Annotated in this window: 11 protein-coding genes, 2 tRNA genes and 3 rRNA genes; 3 read left to right on the forward strand and 13 right to left on the reverse strand. The window is 45.0% G+C overall.

The features are described 5' to 3' along the window. Positions 1–4: 4 nt before the first annotated feature. From yjgA to DLE54_RS10235, 13 genes are all read right to left on the reverse strand, one after another. Positions 5–514, reverse strand: coding sequence for a ribosome biogenesis factor YjgA (gene yjgA / locus DLE54_RS10175; RefSeq protein WP_011961341.1), 510 nt, complete (start codon positions 512–514; stop codon positions 5–7). Positions 515–683: 169 nt separating this feature from the next. Further along, a complete protein-coding gene (gene rapZ / locus DLE54_RS10180) occupies positions 684–1,631 on the reverse strand; it encodes an RNase adapter RapZ (RefSeq protein ID WP_110817072.1) in 948 nt (315 codons plus the stop codon). 74 nt (positions 1,632–1,705) lie between these two features. Continuing rightward, complete coding sequence (panC, locus tag DLE54_RS10185) at positions 1,706–2,566, reverse strand: pantoate--beta-alanine ligase (RefSeq protein ID WP_110817073.1); 861 nt, start codon at positions 2,564–2,566, stop codon at positions 1,706–1,708. A 19-nt stretch (positions 2,567–2,585) separates the two neighbouring features. Next, complete coding sequence (gene panB, locus DLE54_RS10190; RefSeq protein WP_110817074.1) at positions 2,586–3,398, reverse strand: 3-methyl-2-oxobutanoate hydroxymethyltransferase; 813 nt, start codon at positions 3,396–3,398, stop codon at positions 2,586–2,588. Positions 3,399–3,472: 74 nt separating this feature from the next. Then, entirely contained in the window at positions 3,473–4,000 is a 528-nt protein-coding gene (gene folK, locus DLE54_RS10195; RefSeq protein ID WP_011961345.1) for a 2-amino-4-hydroxy-6-hydroxymethyldihydropteridine diphosphokinase, read from the reverse strand. 36 nt (positions 4,001–4,036) lie between these two features. After that, positions 4,037–6,187 carry a polynucleotide adenylyltransferase PcnB gene (gene pcnB / locus DLE54_RS10200; protein ID WP_110817075.1) on the reverse strand — a complete coding sequence of 717 codons (2,151 nt, stop codon included), beginning with the start codon at positions 6,185–6,187 and terminating at the stop codon, positions 4,037–4,039. Between the two features lie 146 nt (positions 6,188–6,333). Further along, positions 6,334–6,930 carry a rhomboid family intramembrane serine protease gene (locus DLE54_RS10205; RefSeq protein ID WP_110817076.1) on the reverse strand — a complete coding sequence of 199 codons (597 nt, stop codon included), beginning with the start codon at positions 6,928–6,930 and terminating at the stop codon, positions 6,334–6,336. A gap of 53 nt (positions 6,931–6,983) precedes the next feature. Beyond that, a complete protein-coding gene (locus tag DLE54_RS10210; RefSeq protein ID WP_110817077.1) occupies positions 6,984–7,979 on the reverse strand; it encodes a 5'-nucleotidase in 996 nt (331 codons plus the stop codon). A 147-nt stretch (positions 7,980–8,126) separates the two neighbouring features. Continuing rightward, positions 8,127–8,240: ribosomal RNA gene (gene rrf, locus DLE54_RS10215) — 5S ribosomal RNA — on the reverse strand. A 163-nt stretch (positions 8,241–8,403) separates the two neighbouring features. Next, positions 8,404–11,256 (reverse strand): 23S ribosomal RNA (locus DLE54_RS10220). Positions 11,257–11,576: 320 nt separating this feature from the next. Beyond that, positions 11,577–11,652: transfer RNA gene (locus DLE54_RS10225), tRNA-Ala, on the reverse strand. Between the two features lie 86 nt (positions 11,653–11,738). Then, positions 11,739–11,815 (reverse strand) — tRNA-Ile (locus tag DLE54_RS10230). 61 nt (positions 11,816–11,876) lie between these two features. Continuing rightward, positions 11,877–13,411 (reverse strand): 16S ribosomal RNA (locus DLE54_RS10235). The 16S, 23S and 5S rRNA genes sit together here with 2 tRNA genes alongside, the layout of an rRNA operon. A 965-nt stretch (positions 13,412–14,376) precedes the next feature. Here DLE54_RS10235 and thrS point away from each other — a divergent pair. The 3 genes from thrS (at position 14,377) to DLE54_RS10255 (ending at position 18,399) form a co-directional block, all read left to right on the forward strand. Next, positions 14,377–16,311, forward strand: a complete 1,935-nt coding sequence (gene thrS, locus DLE54_RS10245) for a threonine--tRNA ligase (protein WP_110817079.1) — start codon at positions 14,377–14,379, stop codon at positions 16,309–16,311. Between the two features lie 23 nt (positions 16,312–16,334). Beyond that, on the forward strand, positions 16,335–16,838 hold the full coding sequence (infC, locus tag DLE54_RS10250) for a translation initiation factor IF-3 (RefSeq protein ID WP_011961350.1): 504 nt from the start codon (positions 16,335–16,337) through the stop codon (positions 16,836–16,838). A 307-nt stretch (positions 16,839–17,145) separates the two neighbouring features. Next, a complete protein-coding gene (locus DLE54_RS10255) occupies positions 17,146–18,399 on the forward strand; it encodes a toxic anion resistance protein (RefSeq protein ID WP_011961351.1) in 1,254 nt (417 codons plus the stop codon). The last annotated feature ends 45 nt before the right edge of the window (positions 18,400–18,444 follow it).

An 18,444-nucleotide genomic window follows, 5' to 3' on the forward strand; every position in this document is an offset into this window, starting at 1 on the left:
CCTGCTAAGCTAACTGAGTTAAAATGGCAACCTCTTTAATATAGCTCATTAAATCATCTTCAGATTCTTGCAGCAGCTCATCATCATTCATGTGCTTGGCATACTCAATCCACAATAATAGCTGATAAACGCTGTTGCGCTCAGAGGCTTTAAACTGTTTACCAAACTGTTTGAGAGTGCCTTCATCATGGATGTTTAAGCGGGTGAACCAGCCTTCAATCTTAGCCGCCTGCTCATGACTAAAGCGGATTTGAAATAGAGCATCTACCAAGGCATGACGATCCTCCTCACTGATCAGTTTACCCACACGCTTGATTTGACGATTGCGAGCATTCGCACTGGTTATGTCGGCTAAAGCCATCAATTCTGCCAAAAAATACTCAGTGGTTGGCAGCTTTTTCATCTGTTTTTTTGATAATGCAGCTAAGGGCACAGACAGCTGTTGTAAGCGTTCGTGTGCTTTTTTTAGCTCAGTGCGAGAAACTCGCATATCATGTTCGGACCAATCAATCATAAAACTCTCAAATTATTAATAAATAAACTTGCGCGGCTGGGGCTAAAACGTTCATAGCGCCGCAATTTTCCTAATATTATCACCTGCTATTTTTGCCAATTCGGCAGGCAGTGGTGCTATAGGCGATACTTTTAGCATGTTGTCTTTATGCGATATAAGACCGTATCTTTTAGGCTTTCCAGTGCGCTTTTTCTCTGTGCTTAACCATCAGCTTAATCTCACGTGGTAGGCTCTCACTTAACATGCTATATAAGGATTCAGCAAGAAACACTGATCGGTGCTTACCGCCTGTACAGCCTACGGCGACTGTCACTGTGTGACGATTGTTATGCAAAAATTCAGGTAGCCAGCGGTCCAAATAGCGATAGATATCTTGCTTCATCTCTTCAACTTGGGGAAAGTTGGCAAAAAATTCTGCCACTTCGGTATCTTTGCCAGTTTTGACGCGAAGCTGTGGCTCCCAATGCGGATTGGGTAAGATACGCACATCAAACACGAAGTCTGCATCAATAGGCACGCCATATTTAAACCCAAAAGACAAAATATTCACCGTGATTTGATTGTCCGCTCCCACATATTCGCGTACCAACTCTTTTAACTGGTGAATGTTCAGCTGACTGGTATCAATGGTAATATCAGCATTGCCCGATATCGGACGCAGCGTTTCAGTCTCTTTTATGATCGCGCTGGGCAGGTTTTTGATTTCGTAATCATTAACTGCCATTAGAGGATGTACACGGCGAGTAGCAGCAAATCGAGCCACCAATACCGACTCTTGAGCCGTCACATACATAATTCTGACTTTATCAGGCCCATAGCTGTTTAGCAAAGTGTCATATATGGCTGAGAAGCTGGCCGAATCTGCCTTTAAGGTGCGTATGTCTACCCCTAACGCCAGATTAGTAATACCGCCATCTTCGGTAAGCTTATGGGCGGCATCAGAGAGCAAAGACAGCGGCATATTATCAATCACATAATAGCCCAAATCCTCTAAGATATTAAGCACTGACGTTTTGCCCGAGCCTGAACGCCCTGAGACGATAAGTACATCCACACCGCCTGTCGAAGGTACTCTTGGTTCTAAGTCAGCAGTTACCACAGACTCATTGGCCGACATAAAGCTTGCTCCCTATTTTATGATACGACAGATAATAACGACCCAAGGTTATCATCGCTTAGGCGCTTAGGCACTTAGCCATTTACCTCTTGATTATCGAGTAAGCGCGCCTTGCCAAGCCAGGCTGCTACAGCGATAACCCACTGCTTTTGACCGTAAAAGTCCGTAATCTTGCTCAAATCTTGATTGCTAACCTCAAGATAATCCACCCTAAAGCCTGCATTATTTATTTGTGCTATCGTGTCTTCGATTAAGGCCTGTAGCTGTTGATTATTAGCGATAGGGGTATTTTTAAGTTTTTGAGCTAATTTACTCAGGTGTTGATTTAACATCGGTGCAATCTGACACTCTGTTTCGGTAAGATATTGGTTGCGAGATGATAAAGCTAATCCATCTACTGCCCGCACCAAAGGCGCGCCAATTATTTCAATGTTATAACTTAAGTCACGCACCAATTGCTTAATGATGGCCAATTGCTGATAGTCTTTTTTGCCAAATACTGCCACATTCGGCTGCACGATATTAAACAGCTTAGTCACCACAATGCCGACCCCATCAAAATGTGTAGGACGTGACTTGCCACATAAATACTGGCTGATAGCACCGGCTAATACTTGAGTAGGCGGCGGCATGACAGGATACATCTCCTCCACGCTTGGCGCAAAAATATAATCTACCCCAGCCTCAGTCAGCTTTTGGGTATCGGCCTCAAGCGTGCGTGGATAACTGTCTAAGTCTTCCCCTACACCAAACTGAGTAGGGTTAACAAAGATACTGACCACTACCACATCTGCGTGCTCTTGTGCCAGTTTTACTAAAGAGATATGGCCGTCATGTAAATTACCCATGGTAGGCACTAGGGCGATTTTTTTGTCCGTGCGAAGCGGATGCAACGCTTGCTGAAGATCTTGGATGGTGTTAAATGTGATCGTCATAACTGTTGTCCGAAATTAACTAATTGAACTGATGCTCAGCTTGAGGGTAGCTGCCTTCAATGACTGAGTTATGAAACAAAGCAAAAGCCCCTTCCACACTGCCGGCGTATTCACTTTTTTGATTGCGCTCATCAGTCAAGAAATCATGGACAAAGCGAGCAGTACGCCCGTGGGTCACGCCCAGCATGTCATGCATCACCAGTACTTGACCATCAGTATCCGCACCTGCACCAATGCCAATCACTGGCACGTCCACCGCTTCAGTTACCGCTTTGGCCAAGGAGGCTGGAACACATTCTAACAAGATCAGTGAGGCGCCCGCCGCGACCACAGCATGAACATCGCTCATAAGCTTAGCGGCCGCATCATCGCTTTTACCTTGCACTTTATAGCCACCAAATACGTTTACTGACTGCGGTGTTAAGCCTAAATGTACACAGATAGGGGCGCCTGCCTTAGTCAATGTGGTTACCATCTCGCTCAGCTCTGCCCCACCTTCAAGCTTAATAACTTGAGCACCAGCCTGCATCACTTTGCGCGTATTGGCAATGGCATCTTCTACTGTGACATAGCTCATAAAAGGCAGATCAGCTAGGATAAGGGCATGTTTATTGCTACGACTCACATTGCCAGTATGATAAACAATATCCTCTACCGTTACAGGTAAGGTTGAGTCATTACCCTGCACCACCATGCCTAAGCTATCTCCAACTAAGATGGTATCTACTTGAGCATTTTGCATCATTTTTGCAAACATAGCATCATAGCAAGTTAGGCAGCTGAACTTACGACCTTCTTTTTTGTATTTTTTTAAAGTGGATAAAGTAATCATAGAAAGTACCTAGGCAAAATGGGTAAGAACAAAGAAGTGCGCGCTGGTATAGCGGTACTGATTGAAATGAGAGGTTAAGAAGGATTGTCATCCAAACGGGTCAGTCCCGTCCAGTCATGAGTGGGTGCCAAATCAGTTATCAGCTCACCTTGTATCACAAGCTTAGCATTGAGCTCAGCTAAAGGAATAAGCACAAAATTACGCAGTTTAATCCCTGGATGCGGCACAGTTAACGTACGCGTCGATACACTCTCATCACCATAAAGCAGCACATCCACATCCAAGCTGCGCTCACCCCAGCGGCGTAGGCGTACTCTTTGTGCTTGTTGCTCTAAGTGTTGGCACACTTCTAACAGTTGCTGCGCGCTAAGCGAGGTCTGCAGCTCGACCACAGCATTGATAAAATCCGGCTGATCTTGGGGCCCCATAGGCTTAGAGGCATATAACGAAGAGGCACGCACTTGCTCAATTTGTGGATGCGCACTTAAGCTGGCTATGGCCTTAGCAATATGCTCACTGGGCGTACCTAGCTCATTGCTTAGATTGCCACCGAGTCCAAGGTAGCAGGTTTTTAAAGCTCGAGACTCAGACAGATTGACCATATTAGTGGTTATCCTCTTCCAAATGCTTAACAAAAGTTACGACTGGCTTGTTTCGCTCACACTAAGCATCGAGCTTGGTTGACGACGACGACGTGTGGCAGGAACCCGCTCACTTTTTGCAATTAGACTATTCACATCAAGGGTTGCTGCCGGCTTTGACCGTTTTTTTGCTACTTCCGGCTTAGCCTTTCTGGTTTCGCTATCAACTCTCGTTTCGCTATTAGCGGGGACCTCAACTAATGTCTCAGCAGCTTTACTGTTACTGTTATTGGCAGGCTTTTTTGCTTTGGCAGACTTAGCGTCGGCAGAAGCGGCGTTGTTAGCAGCTGGTGTTACGTCGGCTTTAGTGGATGACGGCTGAGCGGTAGCGAGCTTAGCCTGCGCTTGTTCAGACTGGCTCATCTCTTGACTGGGTAGACGACGACGGCGCTTGGCAGGTACTGGTTCAGACTTAGGCAATAGCACGGCCTGTGACTGAACTTTAGCGGTAGCCTGATCTAGCTTAGCTTCCTGCTTTTGAGGCTCCTGCTTTTGAGAATTCTTAGCTTTAGCAGGTTTAGAGGCAGTCTCGGTGCGCCCTGCTGCTTTACTTTCTACCTCATTTTGTACGCTGGTAGCCTGTAACTCTGCCTGCGCCTCAATACCTGGCTGCTGCGGCACTTGTTTGGCCATTTTTTCAGCATTAATAGTAAATAGTGGGCTTGGCTGATTGTGCTTGGGCGACTGCTCACTCACTAAGTTACCTAATGACAGCTTCTCAAGCTGGGCTCTTTCTTCTACATAGCGATCATCTTGAGCAGCGTCTTTTGGCGTAGAATCAAGCGCTGCCTTGTGTTTGGGCACTTTTGGCTTATAGCTATTGGTGGCCTCAGTATTGGCTTGTGCGTCTATTGGGTTTTGCTCCTCGATGCGATTTCTATTACGGCTACGATTGCGACCTGACTTACCGCTGCCACGGCGCGCATCACCTGCAAAGTTATCAATGGCTTGCTGCTTTTGTTTTTCAGATAGGGTCTGGTAAGTCTGCCACCACTCACCCATGCCATTGGTCGACTCAGATAAAGGATTGAGCTCATCATCACACTGCTCACGCAATAATAAAAAGTCGAACGCAGCGCGAAAACGAGGGTGCTCGGCCAACTGTGGGATCTGCTTTACTCTAGGATTGGCAAGCTTGGGCTGCATAACCCAGATATCACGAATAAATTGCTCAGCAAAACGAGGAATGGCTGTTTTTACCCGTTGACGGTCAATGACCTTACTTGCTGCTTGCAATTGTGCATCATGAAAAGGCATGTTTTTCTTTTTAAACTTAGCCAATTGATGCAAATAATTCTCCCACAACAAAGCGGCATAGAAGAACGCTGGATTAATACTTTTGCCCAGAGCAATACGCTTATCGGTATTAATGGCCACTTGATTAACCAATCGCGTGGGCGCTTGTGGTGGATAAATAATCAAATGACGAATGGCACCATATTCAAATAATAAGGGCAATAAAGGGACCAAATAGCCGCCGGTAAACATTTTTTGTGATTCATCATACAGACGGTGCGGAGACACTTGATCTAACAGCGCCCAATTTTCATCATGAAACTGATTGGACAGCTCTTCATCAAACTCAAAACCCAACTTTGCTTTAAAACGTAGGGCACGTAGCAGACGAACGGGGTCTTCTTCAATACGCAAAGGCGCATGACCTAATAATCTTAGGGTCTTATTTTTGATGTCGTCTAAGGCATTACAAAAATCATGTACCACGCCTTTTAAAGGCTGATAGTACATGGCATTGATAGAAAAATCACGGCGCGCAAAATCTTGCTCGATATCGCCCCAGACGTTATCACGCACAATCATGCCATCACTGGTGGCATGCGCATCTCCCGTTGGTGGCGCACGAAAAGTAGCCACTTCAATCATGTCACGGCCAGAATACACATGCGCCAATTGAAAGCGGCGACCGATAATACGGCAACGTTTGCCAAATAAGTCTTTTACTTCATGCGGTCTGGCATCAGTTACGGCATCAAAATCCTTTGGACTTAAGCCCAAAAGTGTATCGCGAACCCCGCCACCGACAATATAGGCATCAAAACCACCCTTGTTTAAAGTGGCAATCACTTCAATAATCGAATTGGGTAAATCCGCCTTACTTAACCCTAACTGCTTGGCTGAACGTTCTGCCATGCATCTACTCCCTACAAACCAACAAAAGCGCTGTATTAACTGCTATCAATTATAAGCAGTAACACTAGGCATATATAAGCGTTAGTGTAACAAATTTTCAAGGCTGCTGCCCAACATACTCAACCTAAGCTACATTAATCAGTCAGTTAGTAAGCCTGACCATAATAATGCTTAGAATTTGCGCCTAATAGCAGTCCAATACACAGACCACCAAAATGAGCAGCAAAAGAAATACCGGCTTGCGGCATTAGCCCCTCTTTAAGAATCAGCCAATAACTGGCACTCATCAGCACACAGGCCAATAGATAGCCCCAACGCCTAGCAAAAAATGCACCACCAACCATATAGCCCAACATAGCAAAAATCAGACCTGAAGCACCAATATGAATCGAAAAAGGAGAGCCAAGCCCCCAAGTCATCAAGCCTGAGCCAATAATGAGCTTAACCATAGTGCGATAAGCATTGCGCTCAAAAATACCAAACAAAAATAAAATCTGTACCAACACCAACGTATTGCCCATCAGATGCGCGAAGCCATCATGCATGGTCCAAGAGGAGGTAATCCCTATCAAGCTACCAAGGCTTAAAGTGCGTGGTACGATACCAAAAGCATTCCAGTAATCAAACAGCACCAACCTATTGATAAAAAACATGCCCCAAATAGGGATCAACATGAAGGCATACAAGCCAAACACTTGCTGAATGCGCTGCCCGACTAATCTAAAGATTCTTTGCCAATTCATAAGTCATGCCGTATCAAAAGTCATAGATGGCGTAAAAGCGCCTCTGTTAACGGCTATTTTTCGGTCAGTTGCCAAGTGTGTGAGTGTAGCTTCGAGGTGGAATGGTATGGTACAAGACCTGAAGGCACATAATTTCTAGCGGCCTCAATATGCTGAATAGAGTCATCAAAGAAAATATGTGGGGCAAAACTCTTAAGAACAGCCGTCTTCTCAAGCCCCCCTAAAAAGAAAGCCATATCAACCGTAACGCCCCATTGCCGCAAAGTTTTGATAGCACGCAAATCAGCGGGCGAATTCCGTGCGGTCACTAGTGCAATCTGAATGGGCTGCTGCGCCTCTAAATTTGGCAATCTTCTTTGCAACACCGACAACTTAATCAGTAAATCTGCATAGGGCCCTTTTTCGATGGGTAAGTCCGCCATCTTAGCCTCTCTATCATGAAAGGCTTTAAGTCCTTTTTGCTTATATAGCAACTCACCTGAATCATCAAATAGCACCGCATCACCATCAAAGGCAATGCGTAATTGATCTGTGTCTAATTTAAAAGTATTAACAGGAGTAGCGTCTAAAATAGCACAAGCGCAGATTTGAGCGTCAGCCACGCTTTGAGCATCCTCACGATTTGTGGTCAAAAACAAATCCACCTTAAAATCTGCAATATAATCCGCCACTCTCGCACCTGAAATAAAGGCGGAACGCGTAATGCACAGACCTCGCTGCCGTATAGCATTCAGCACTCTAATGCCTGTCTCAGGACAGCTTTTTGAAATAATCACCACTTCAACTAAAGGAGCGTTATTTTGATAACTGCTGTCACTGGTATTTTGAGCACATTTATTCAAATTAAGAATGGCTTCAATCAACGGAAAGCCAGCGCCAGTCTCTAATGGCTCATTTTCACGCTCATACATATACTCCCTAAAACTTTGGGCAGCAGTTAGAGGATCTTTTTTAATTAACTGCTCACGATAGGTTTCGGATTCATTTAAGTCAAAAAGTGCGGTTGCGGAGATTGCAACAATAAGGGTATTAGATAAATCAATGGCCATCTGAGTACTCATAAAGCTTATAAAGATTACTGTATTTTACCACTAATTTCTAAACAACCCCTTTATTGGTATGTTGCACCGCTAATAAAAACCCTCGGCAAAGGAAAAAGCCCCCATTCGGATGAATGGGGGCTTTTAGGTATAGGGAGCTGACGATGACCTACTCTCACATGGGCGAACCACACTACCATTGGCGCGACGATGTTTCACTTCTGAGTTCGAGAAGGGATCAGGTGGTTCCATCGTGCTATTGTCGTCAGCAAAGGGGGTATAGATATGAGTTGGTTAAGGGTAAGCTTAACTTTGATTTGACTATTATATCAAGAACCTGAATCAAGTCACTGTTTATAAGTGATTATTTATAAATGATTATCAGGGTGATATCGAAATAATTATAGCTTATACAAAACCACTTGGGTGTTGTATGGTCAAGCCAAACGAGCAATTAGTACAGGTTAGCTACACGCATCACTGCGCTTCCACACCCTGCCTATCAACGTCCTAGTCTTGAACGGCTCTTAAGGGAAATCTAATCTTGAGGTTGGCTTCCCGCTTAGATGCTTTCAGCGGTTATCCAATCCGAACGTAGCTACCGGGCAATGCCATTGGCATGACAACCCGAACACCAGCGGTTCGTCCACTCTGGTCCTCTCGTACTAGGAGCAGATCCTCTCAAATTTCCAACGCCCACGGTAGATAGGGACCGAACTGTCTCACGACGTTCTAAACCCAGCTCGCGTACCTCTTTAAATGGCGAACAGCCATACCCTTAGGACCTGCTTCAGCCCTAGGATGAGATGAGCCGACATCGAGGTGCCAAACACCGCCGTCGATATGAACTCTTGGGCGGTATCAGCCTGTTATCCCCAGAGTACCTTTTATCCGTTGAGCGATGGCCCTTCCATACAGAACCACCGGATCACTAAGACCTACTTTCGTACCTGCTCGACTTGTGGGTCTCGCAGTTAAGCGCGCTTTTGCCTTTATACTCTATGAACGATTTCCGACCGTTCTGAGCGCACCTTCGTACTCCTCCGTTACTCTTTAGGAGGAGACCGCCCCAGTCAAACTACCCACCATACATTGTCCTCGGTATTGTTATACCTGAGTTAGAACCCCAACATGACCAGGGTGGTATTTCAAGGATGGCTCCACAGATACTGGCGTATCTGCTTCAAAGCCTCCCACCTATCCTGCACAAGTCAGGTCAAAGTTCAATGTAAAGCTGTAGTAAAGGTTCACGGGGTCTTTCCGTCTAGCCGCGGGTACACAGCATCTTCACTGCGATTTCGATTTCACTGAGTCTCTGCTGGAGACAGCGCTGCCATCATTATGCCATTCGTGCAGGTCGGAACTTACCCGACAAGGAATTTCGCTACCTTAGGACCGTTATAGTTACGGCCGCCGTTTACTGGGGCTTCGATCAAGACCTTCGCATACGCTAAGCCCATCAATTAACCTTCCAGCACCGGGCAGGCATCACACCCTATACGTCCACTTTCGTGTTTGCAGAGTGCTGTGTTTTTAATAAACAGTTGCAGCAGCCTGGTATCTGCGACTGTCAATAGCTTACACCGCAAGGGTTTCACCATCGACAGCGTACCTTCTCCCGAAGTTACGGTACCATTTTGCCTAGTTCCTTCAGCAGAGTTCTCTCAAGCGCCTTGGTATTCTCTACCTGATCACCTGTGTCGGTTTAGGGTACGATTCGTTTATGACTATAGTTTAGAAGCTTTTCCTGGAAGCATGGTATTTGCCACTTCGCTGTACAAGTACAGCTTGCTATCAGATCTCAGTATTAACAGCCCGGATTTGCCTAAGCCGTCTACCTACATCCTTCCACCTGGACAACCATCGCCAGGCTGGCATAACCTTCTCCGTCCCTCCATCACATCATAAACAAGTATCGGAATATTAACCGATTTCCCATCGACTACGCCTTTCGGCCTCGCCTTAGGGGTCGACTCACCCAGCCCCGATTAACGTTGGACTGGAACCCTTGATCTTCCGGCGTGCGAGCTTTTCACTCGCATTATCGTTACTCACGTCAGCATTCGCTCTTGTGATACCTCCAGCATACCTTACGATACACCTTCACAGGCTTACACAACGCTCCCCTACCACTTGAAACAATTTTCAAATCCGCAGCTTCGGCTCCTAGTTTGAGCCCCGTTACATCTTCCGCGCGGGCCGACTCGACTAGTGAGCTATTACGCTTTCTTTAAAGGATGGCTGCTTCTAAGCCAACCTCCTAGCTGTCTATGCCTTCCCACTTCGTTTCCCACTTAACTAGGAATTTGGGGCCTTAGCTGGCGGTCTGGGTTGTTTCCCTCTCCACGACGGACGTTAGCACCCGCCGTGTGTCTCCCGGATATTACTCATCGGTATTCGGAGTTTGCATCGGTTTGGTAAGTCGGTATGACCCCCTAGCCGAAACAGTGCTCTACCCCCAATGGTATTCGTCCGAGGCGCTACCTAAATAGCTTTCGGGGAGAACCAGCTATCACCGAGTTTGATTAGCCTTTCACCCCTATCCACAAGTCATCCCCTGGCTTTTCAACGACAGTGGGTTCGGTCCTCCGGTGCCTGTTACGGCACTTTCAACCTGCTCATGGATAGATCACTCGGTTTCGGGTCTATACCCTGCAACTAGACGCCCTATTAAGACTCGGTTTCCCTACGGCTCCCCTAACGGTTAACCTTGCTACAGAATATAAGTCGCTGACCCATTATACAAAAGGTACGCGGTCACACCTCAAGGGTGCTCCCACTGCTTGTACGCACACGGTTTCAGGTTCTATTTCACTCCCCTCACAGGGGTTCTTTTCGCCTTTCCCTCACGGTACTGGTTCACTATCGGTCAGTCAGGAGTATTTAGCCTTGGAGGATGGTCCCCCCATCTTCATACAGGATTTCTCGTGTCCCGCACTACTTAATATGCTTCATTATATGTTTCGAATACGGGGCTATCACCCACTATGGCCAGTTTTCCCACACTGTTCTTCTACATATAAATCCGTCGGCTCCTCCCCGTTCGCTCGCCGCTACTAGGGGAATCTCTATTGATGTCTTTTCCTAAGGGTACTGAGATGTTTCACTTCCCCTCGTTCGCTTCCTAATAAATTAGGATACCTAGCTTACGCTAAGTGGGTTTCCCCATTCAGAAATCTCCGGATCACAGGATATTGCCGCCTCCCCGAAGCTTATCGCAGGCTGTCACGTCTTTCATCGCCTCTGACTGCCAAGGCATCCACCATGTGCGCTTAATTACTTGACCATACAACCCCAAAGGGTCTTTAGTCTGTAATTATAACGATATCACCTTGATAATTTACGCTTGATTCAGTTCTCTTTACTTTGTAACCAACCCCTTGGGATAACAACTGATGTCATTAAAAGGTTGGTTACTGGTTAGACAATGGCTCAGTGAATGATTCATCGTCTAACCATATTACAACTCATATCTATGTTTTTAAATAGTAATAACGTCTTCATCAGATCGTCATATTTTCTCTGTATAAAACAGAAGTAAGTAATCGTTTTATCAATTGCTTAATTCTGGCTTATATCTTTTCACTCTTAAATCTGTATCCAATATGGTGGAGCCAAGGAGAGTCGAACTCCTGACCTCCTGCGTGCAAGGCAGGCGCTCTACCAACTGAGCTATGGCCCCTGAGAAGCGTATATAAATGTGCTGGGAGCACATTTTAGCTTCGCAAGAGAGAATCTGTGATTCTCTAGTGCTTTCCGTATTATAAGTGGTGGGTCTGATAAGACTTGAACTTATGACCCCCGCGTTATCAACACGGTGCTCTAACCAGCTGAGCTACAGACCCTTAAGAGCTTGCTAAATCAAAGAACAACTTGTTGTGAATTCTTGCTGACCGGATGCGTCAATAAGGAGGTGATCCAGCCGCAGGTTCCCCTACGGCTACCTTGTTACGACTTCACCCCAGTCATCGACCACACCGTGGTGAGCGCCCTCTAAAAGTTAGGCTACCCACTTCTGGTGCAATCAACTCCCATGGTGTGACGGGCGGTGTGTACAAGGCCCGGGAACGTATTCACCGCGGCATTCTGATCCGCGATTACTAGCGATTCCGACTTCATGGAGTCGAGTTGCAGACTCCAATCTGGACTACGATAGGCTTTTTGAGATTCGCATCACATCGCTGTGTAGCAGCCCTCTGTACCTACCATTGTAGCACGTGTGTAGCCCTGGTCGTAAGGGCCATGATGACTTGACGTCGTCCCCGCCTTCCTCCAGTTTGTCACTGGCAGTATCCTTAGAGTCCCCGGCCAAACCGCTGGTAACTAAGGAAAAGGGTTGCGCTCGTTGCGGGACTTAACCCAACATCTCACGACACGAGCTGACGACAGCCATGCAGCACCTGTATTCTAATTCCCGAAGGCACTCCCGCATCTCTGCAGGATTCTAGATATGTCAAGACCAGGTAAGGTTCTTCGCGTTGCATCGAATTAAACCACATGCTCCACCGCTTGTGCGGGCCCCCGTCAATTCATTTGAGTTTTAACCTTGCGGCCGTACTCCCCAGGCGGTCTACTTATTGCGTTAGCTGCGTCACTAAGGAATCAAGTTCCCCAACGACTAGTAGACATCGTTTACGGCGTGGACTACCAGGGTATCTAATCCTGTTTGCTACCCACGCTTTCGAACCTCAGTGTCAGTATGATGCCAGGAGGCTGCCTTCGCCATCGGTATTCCTTCAGATCTCTACGCATTTCACCGCTACACCTGAAATTCTACCTCCCTCTCACCTACTCTAGCCTAACAGTATCAGATGCAGTTCCCAGGTTAAGCCCGGGGATTTCACATCTGACTTATTAAGCCACCTACGCTCGCTTTACGCCCAGTAATTCCGATTAACGCTTGCACCCTCTGTATTACCGCGGCTGCTGGCACAGAGTTAGCCGGTGCTTATTCTGCAGCTAATGTCATCGTCTATGGGTATTAACCATAGAGTCTTCTTCACTGCTTAAAGTGCTTTACAACCAAAAGGCCTTCTTCACACACGCGGCATGGCTGGATCAGGGTTGCCCCCATTGTCCAATATTCCCCACTGCTGCCTCCCGTAGGAGTCCGGGCCGTGTCTCAGTCCCGGTGTGGCTGATCATCCTCTCAGACCAGCTACAGATCGTCGCCTTGGTAGGCCTTTACCCCACCAACTAGCTAATCCGACTTAGGCTCATCCAATAGCGAGAGCGCAAGCGCCCCCTTTTCCCCGTAGGGTGTATGCGGTATTAATTCGAGTTTCCCCGAGCTATCCCCCACTACTGGGCAGATTCCTAAGTATTACTCACCCGTCCGCCGCTCGTCAGCAAGAAGCAAGCTTCTCCTGTTACCGCTCGACTTGCATGTGTTAAGCCTGCCGCCAGCGTTCAATCTGAGCCATGATCAAACTCTTCAGTTTAATCTTGCTATGAAGCTCTTTAAAGAAGCTTCTAAACTTGGCTCATTCAATACTAGCAAATTGCTTTTCCGTATGTTTCATATAATGAATTAACTTCGAGTTTTTCTGCTATTAAAGAATGATAATTTTTATAGTTAGTCACTTACCCGAAAAGAGTAAGCCCCAACTTTAATTTTTAGCATCCTAAATCAGCAAAAATCCACACAAGTTGTTCTTTGATTTTAGCTTTTAAATAGTTGACTTATTACGTCGTCCGTATTAAGTTAATCACACTAAGAGAAGTTTAAGCAATTTGCTTTCCTACTTAGCGAGCTATCCAGTATACCATCAATTCGGTATGTGTCAAGCTTTTGTTTTAATTCGTTTCATCAGGTAACAATCTCTAAATCTTATTGATTATCAATCCCGCTGTCCCGATGAGGTGCGTATTATAGACGCTTTATTTTCTTAGTCAAGGGCTTTTTTCGTTTTATTTGATTTTTTGTCATTCAGCTTGGCGCTGTATACTTTATATCAAAATAATGCAGTAAATCAAAATAATCCAGTTAGCTTTCAACTGCTTATTTCTAATCAGTTTTTTCAAAACTTGTTTTTGCTCTTAACAGAGCTGCGTAGTATATACCCTTTTACATTTAGGTCAAGCCAAAACTCAAAAAAACTGTTGTTTATATCACTATTTAAACACACTTTTGATTGCGCACAGCTCAGCTTTGGTAGAGTTACCTATATAGTAAGTTTAAATTCAATCACAAAGCTTAAGCTAATCAAGTTTTTCACTATCTTTAAAACCTTAAAGGATTAGCTATAAAAACTGCGCTAAAATCCTTTATAATAGAAGCAATGACGAATTATTAACTGGCCTTACGGTCAGTTTTTCTGTTTTAATGGTTGTGTTTATTATAATCATCACAATTATAGTGATGGTGTCCTTCTTATTTGCGTTATAGATTATTGGATTTAATATTATGGTTGCAATTACTTTACCTGATGGCAATGTAAAAGAGTTTGACGGTGCGACAACAGTGATGGAAGTGGCTCAAAGTATTGGCCCAGGCCTTGCTAAAGCAACAATCGCTGGACGTGTGGATGGTAAGCTTGTGGATGCAAGTGATCCGATTACCCAAGACGCAAGTGTTGAAATTGTGACCGCAAAAGACAAAGATGGTGTCGATATCATTCGTCACTCTACCGCACACTTACTAGGCCATGCGGTTAAGCAGTTGTATCCTAACGTAAAAATGGTTATTGGCCCTGTTATTGAAGATGGCTTTTATTACGACATTTTTAGTGAAAAGCCCTTTACCCCAGAGGATATGGCCGCTATTGAAAAGCGTATGGCAGAGCTGATCAAGCAAAATTATGATGTCATTAAGAAAATGACCCCACGTGAAGAAGCGATTAAAATTTTTGAAGAGCGCGGTGAAGATTATAAGCTCAAGCTAATCGCAGATATGCCAGAGGAAAAAGAGCTGGGTCTGTATCATCATCAAGAATATGTAGATATGTGCCGCGGCCCACACGTACCAAACACCCGCTTCTTAAAAGTATTTAAACTGATGAAAATGAGCGGTGCATATTGGCGCGGTGATGCCAAAAATGAGCAGCTCCAGCGTATCTATGGTACCGCTTGGGCAGATAAAAAAGATTTACAAGCTTATATCCAGCGTATTGAAGAAGCTGAAAAGCGTGATCACCGTAAAATTGGTAAAGCGCTGAATTTATTCCATATGCAAGAGCAGTCGCCAGGTATGGTGTTCTGGCATCCAAATGGCTGGACCATTTATCAAGTGCTTGAGCAATACATGCGTAAAGTACAAAAAGACAATGGTTATCAAGAGATCAAGACACCACAGATTGTTGACAGAAGCTTGTGGGAAAAATCAGGACACTGGGGTAACTATGCAACCAATATGTTCACTACCTCGAGTGAAAGCCGTGATTATGCAGTAAAACCGATGAACTGCCCTTGCCACGTGCAAGTATTTAACCAAGGCCTAAAATCTTATCGTGAATTGCCAATTCGTTTGGCAGAATTTGGCTCTTGCCACCGTAATGAGCCCTCAGGCTCTCTACATGGCTTGATGCGGGTACGCGGCTTTACTCAAGATGATGCTCATATCTTCTGTACCCAAACCCAAATTCAAGAAGAAGTAGCCAACTTTATTAAGCTAACCTTGGATGTCTATAAAGACTTTGGCTTCGACCAAATTGAGATGAAACTCTCTACTCGCCCAGAAAAACGTGTGGGTACTGACGAATCTTGGGACATCGCCGAAAAAGCCTTGGCCGATGCGTTAGACAGCTCAGGTCTTGAGTGGGAGTATCTGCCTGGTGAAGGCGCATTTTATGGTCCAAAAATTGAATTTAGCCTAAAAGACAGCTTAGGCCGTGTGTGGCAGTGCGGTACCATTCAGGTAGACCCCAATATGCCTGAGCGTTTAGAGGCTGAGTTTGTCAATGAGAACAATGAGCGTGAAACGCCCATTATGCTGCATCGTGCGATTCTAGGATCGTTTGAGCGCTTCTTGGGCATGCTAATTGAGCATTATGCCGGCTGGATGCCTGTATGGCTTGCGCCGCAACAAGTGGTGGTCATGAACATCACTGACAAGCAGGCTGATGCCTGTCAAAATGTGGCCAACGAGCTACAAAATGCCGGTCTGCGCGCCATTACTGACTTGCGTAATGAAAAAATTGGATTTAAGATACGAGAAAGAACACTAGAACGTATCCCCTATATGCTAGTATTAGGGGATAAGGAAGTTGAGTCAGGACAGGTTAACGTACGTACTCGTGAAGGCGAAAACCTTGGCGTCATGTCTGTGGCCGACTTTATCGAATTAGTACAGAAAGCTGTCGCCCAAAAGGGTCGACTAACAACAAAAACTGATGAGGAGTAATACCTATTAAACAGTCAAACCGTTTGAACATCAACGAAGAGATTCAGCAAAAAGAAGTTCGCTTAGTGAAAGAAGATGGCGAACAGATGGGCGTTGTCGATATTGAAACTGCCCGTAAAGCGGCTCGTGATGACAATCTAGATTTGGTTGAATTGGTACCGGATGCTAAGCCGCCTGTTTGTAAGATTATGGACTACAAGCGCTACTTGTATGACCAAAAGCAAAAGGCGAAAGAAGCTAAGAAAAACCAAAAGCAAACTCAGCTTAAAGAGATGAAACTTCGCCCAAGTACTGACGAAGCCGATTACCAGGTAAAACTGCGTAAAATCATCAGCTTCCTAGAAGATCAGGACAAGGTAAAAGTAACCATCCGTTTCCGCGGTCGCGAAATGGCTCATACTGAGCTTGGCCGCCAACAACTTGAGCGTATCATTGCAGATACCGCTGAGATCTCAAATGTCGAGCAACATCCAAAAATGGAAGGCCGTCAGATGGGTATGCTACTTGGCCCAACACGTAAAAAATAATTCGCTAATAAAGCGTGATAAGCCCATCGGTTTGTCACATTTAAAGCAATTAATATTACAGTTATGAACGATACCGCCAATTTGCAGCAGCAGATTGGTGGTTTTTTTATGTGCCAATCTATTTTTAGCCTATCCCATAAGGCTGTCTTTTAATGAAGTTCACTTAACCATTAACATTGTTTACTTATAATCAATATCATAGGTTTTCTCTTTCTTGTAGTATTTATTTTATAAGCTTAAAGTTTTTGATACGCCCCTTCTTTACTTTACTTATCAAAACACACTAAAACAACTATAAGGACCTGTTATGCAAGAATTGACGCCTCCAGAAAATGCCACCACGCCTTCTATTAGCTTAACGCCGCCTGAGCCGGTAAAAGAAGTACCCACCAGTGAAGCGGATCAAATTGTGAAGCTTGATCCTAACCAAATCCCTGAGCTAGATGCCAAAGTAGATGCTTTTGTTAATCATGTTTTGACCAACCCAGTACAAAGTAGCGAATTTAAGCAAAACGTGCAGTCTATTCACAACTTGGGTAACCAAGAAATCCGTGAATCGGCACAAGTATCAAACCGCATGCTTGAGCTACCTGCCAAAAGCTTGGACAAAGGCTTATTTGACAACTCCCCTATCGCCAAGTCATTGACTGAACTGCGCGGCATCGTTGAAGACTTAGATCCCAGTAAAAAGGAGCTGACCAGCTCACGCAAACTGTTCGGACTGATTCCGATGGGCAACAAGGTGCAAGATTATTTTCGTCAATATGAGTCGGCGCAGTCACACATCAATGCGGTAGTGACCAGTTTATATAATGGTAAAGATGAGCTGCTTAAAGACAATGCCATGATTGAACAAGAAAAAGTCAACATGTGGAATCTTATGCAGTCCATTCGCCAATATGTTTATGTGGGCAAAAAAATTGATGAGCAATTGGAAAAGAAAGTCTATGAGATTGAGGCCACAGATCCTGAAAAAGCACGCATCATTAAAGAGGAAATGCTGTTTTATGTGCGTCAAAAGAACACCGACTTTTTGACTCAATTAGCGGTCAACGTCCAAGGCTATTTAGCACTAGACACCATCCGCAAAAACAATCTGGAGCTGATAAAAGGGGTTGATCGCGCCACTACTACCACAGTATCGGCACTTCGTACTGCTGTGATTGTGGCTCAAGCAATGACCAATCAAAAACTGGTCTTAGATCAAATCAGTGCACTGAACAAAACTACCAGTAGCCTAATTGAATCTACTTCAGCCATGATGAAGCGTCAGTCTACAGAAATTCATGAGCAGGCCAGCAACAGTACCATTGAGCTTGATAAACTACAAAGTGCCTTTAATAATATCTATGAGACCATGGATATGATTAGTGACTATAAAGTGAAAGCTTTGGATAATATGAAACAGACTGTTGACACCTTGACCACTGAGGTAGATAAGGCGCAAAAATATCTTGATAAAGCCAACCAAACTACGGTCCTTGAAGTTACCAAAGAGATTGATACCAAAAAAATCACCAATCAGACCAATGGTTCTAATACGGTAGATATTGATATCTAATGGTTGTAGCCATCTTATTGTGATAAATTCAAGACATAAAAAAAC

It is taken from the genome of Psychrobacter sp. YP14 (genome assembly GCF_003209315.1).
GTDB lineage: Bacteria > Pseudomonadota > Gammaproteobacteria > Pseudomonadales > Moraxellaceae > Psychrobacter > Psychrobacter raelei.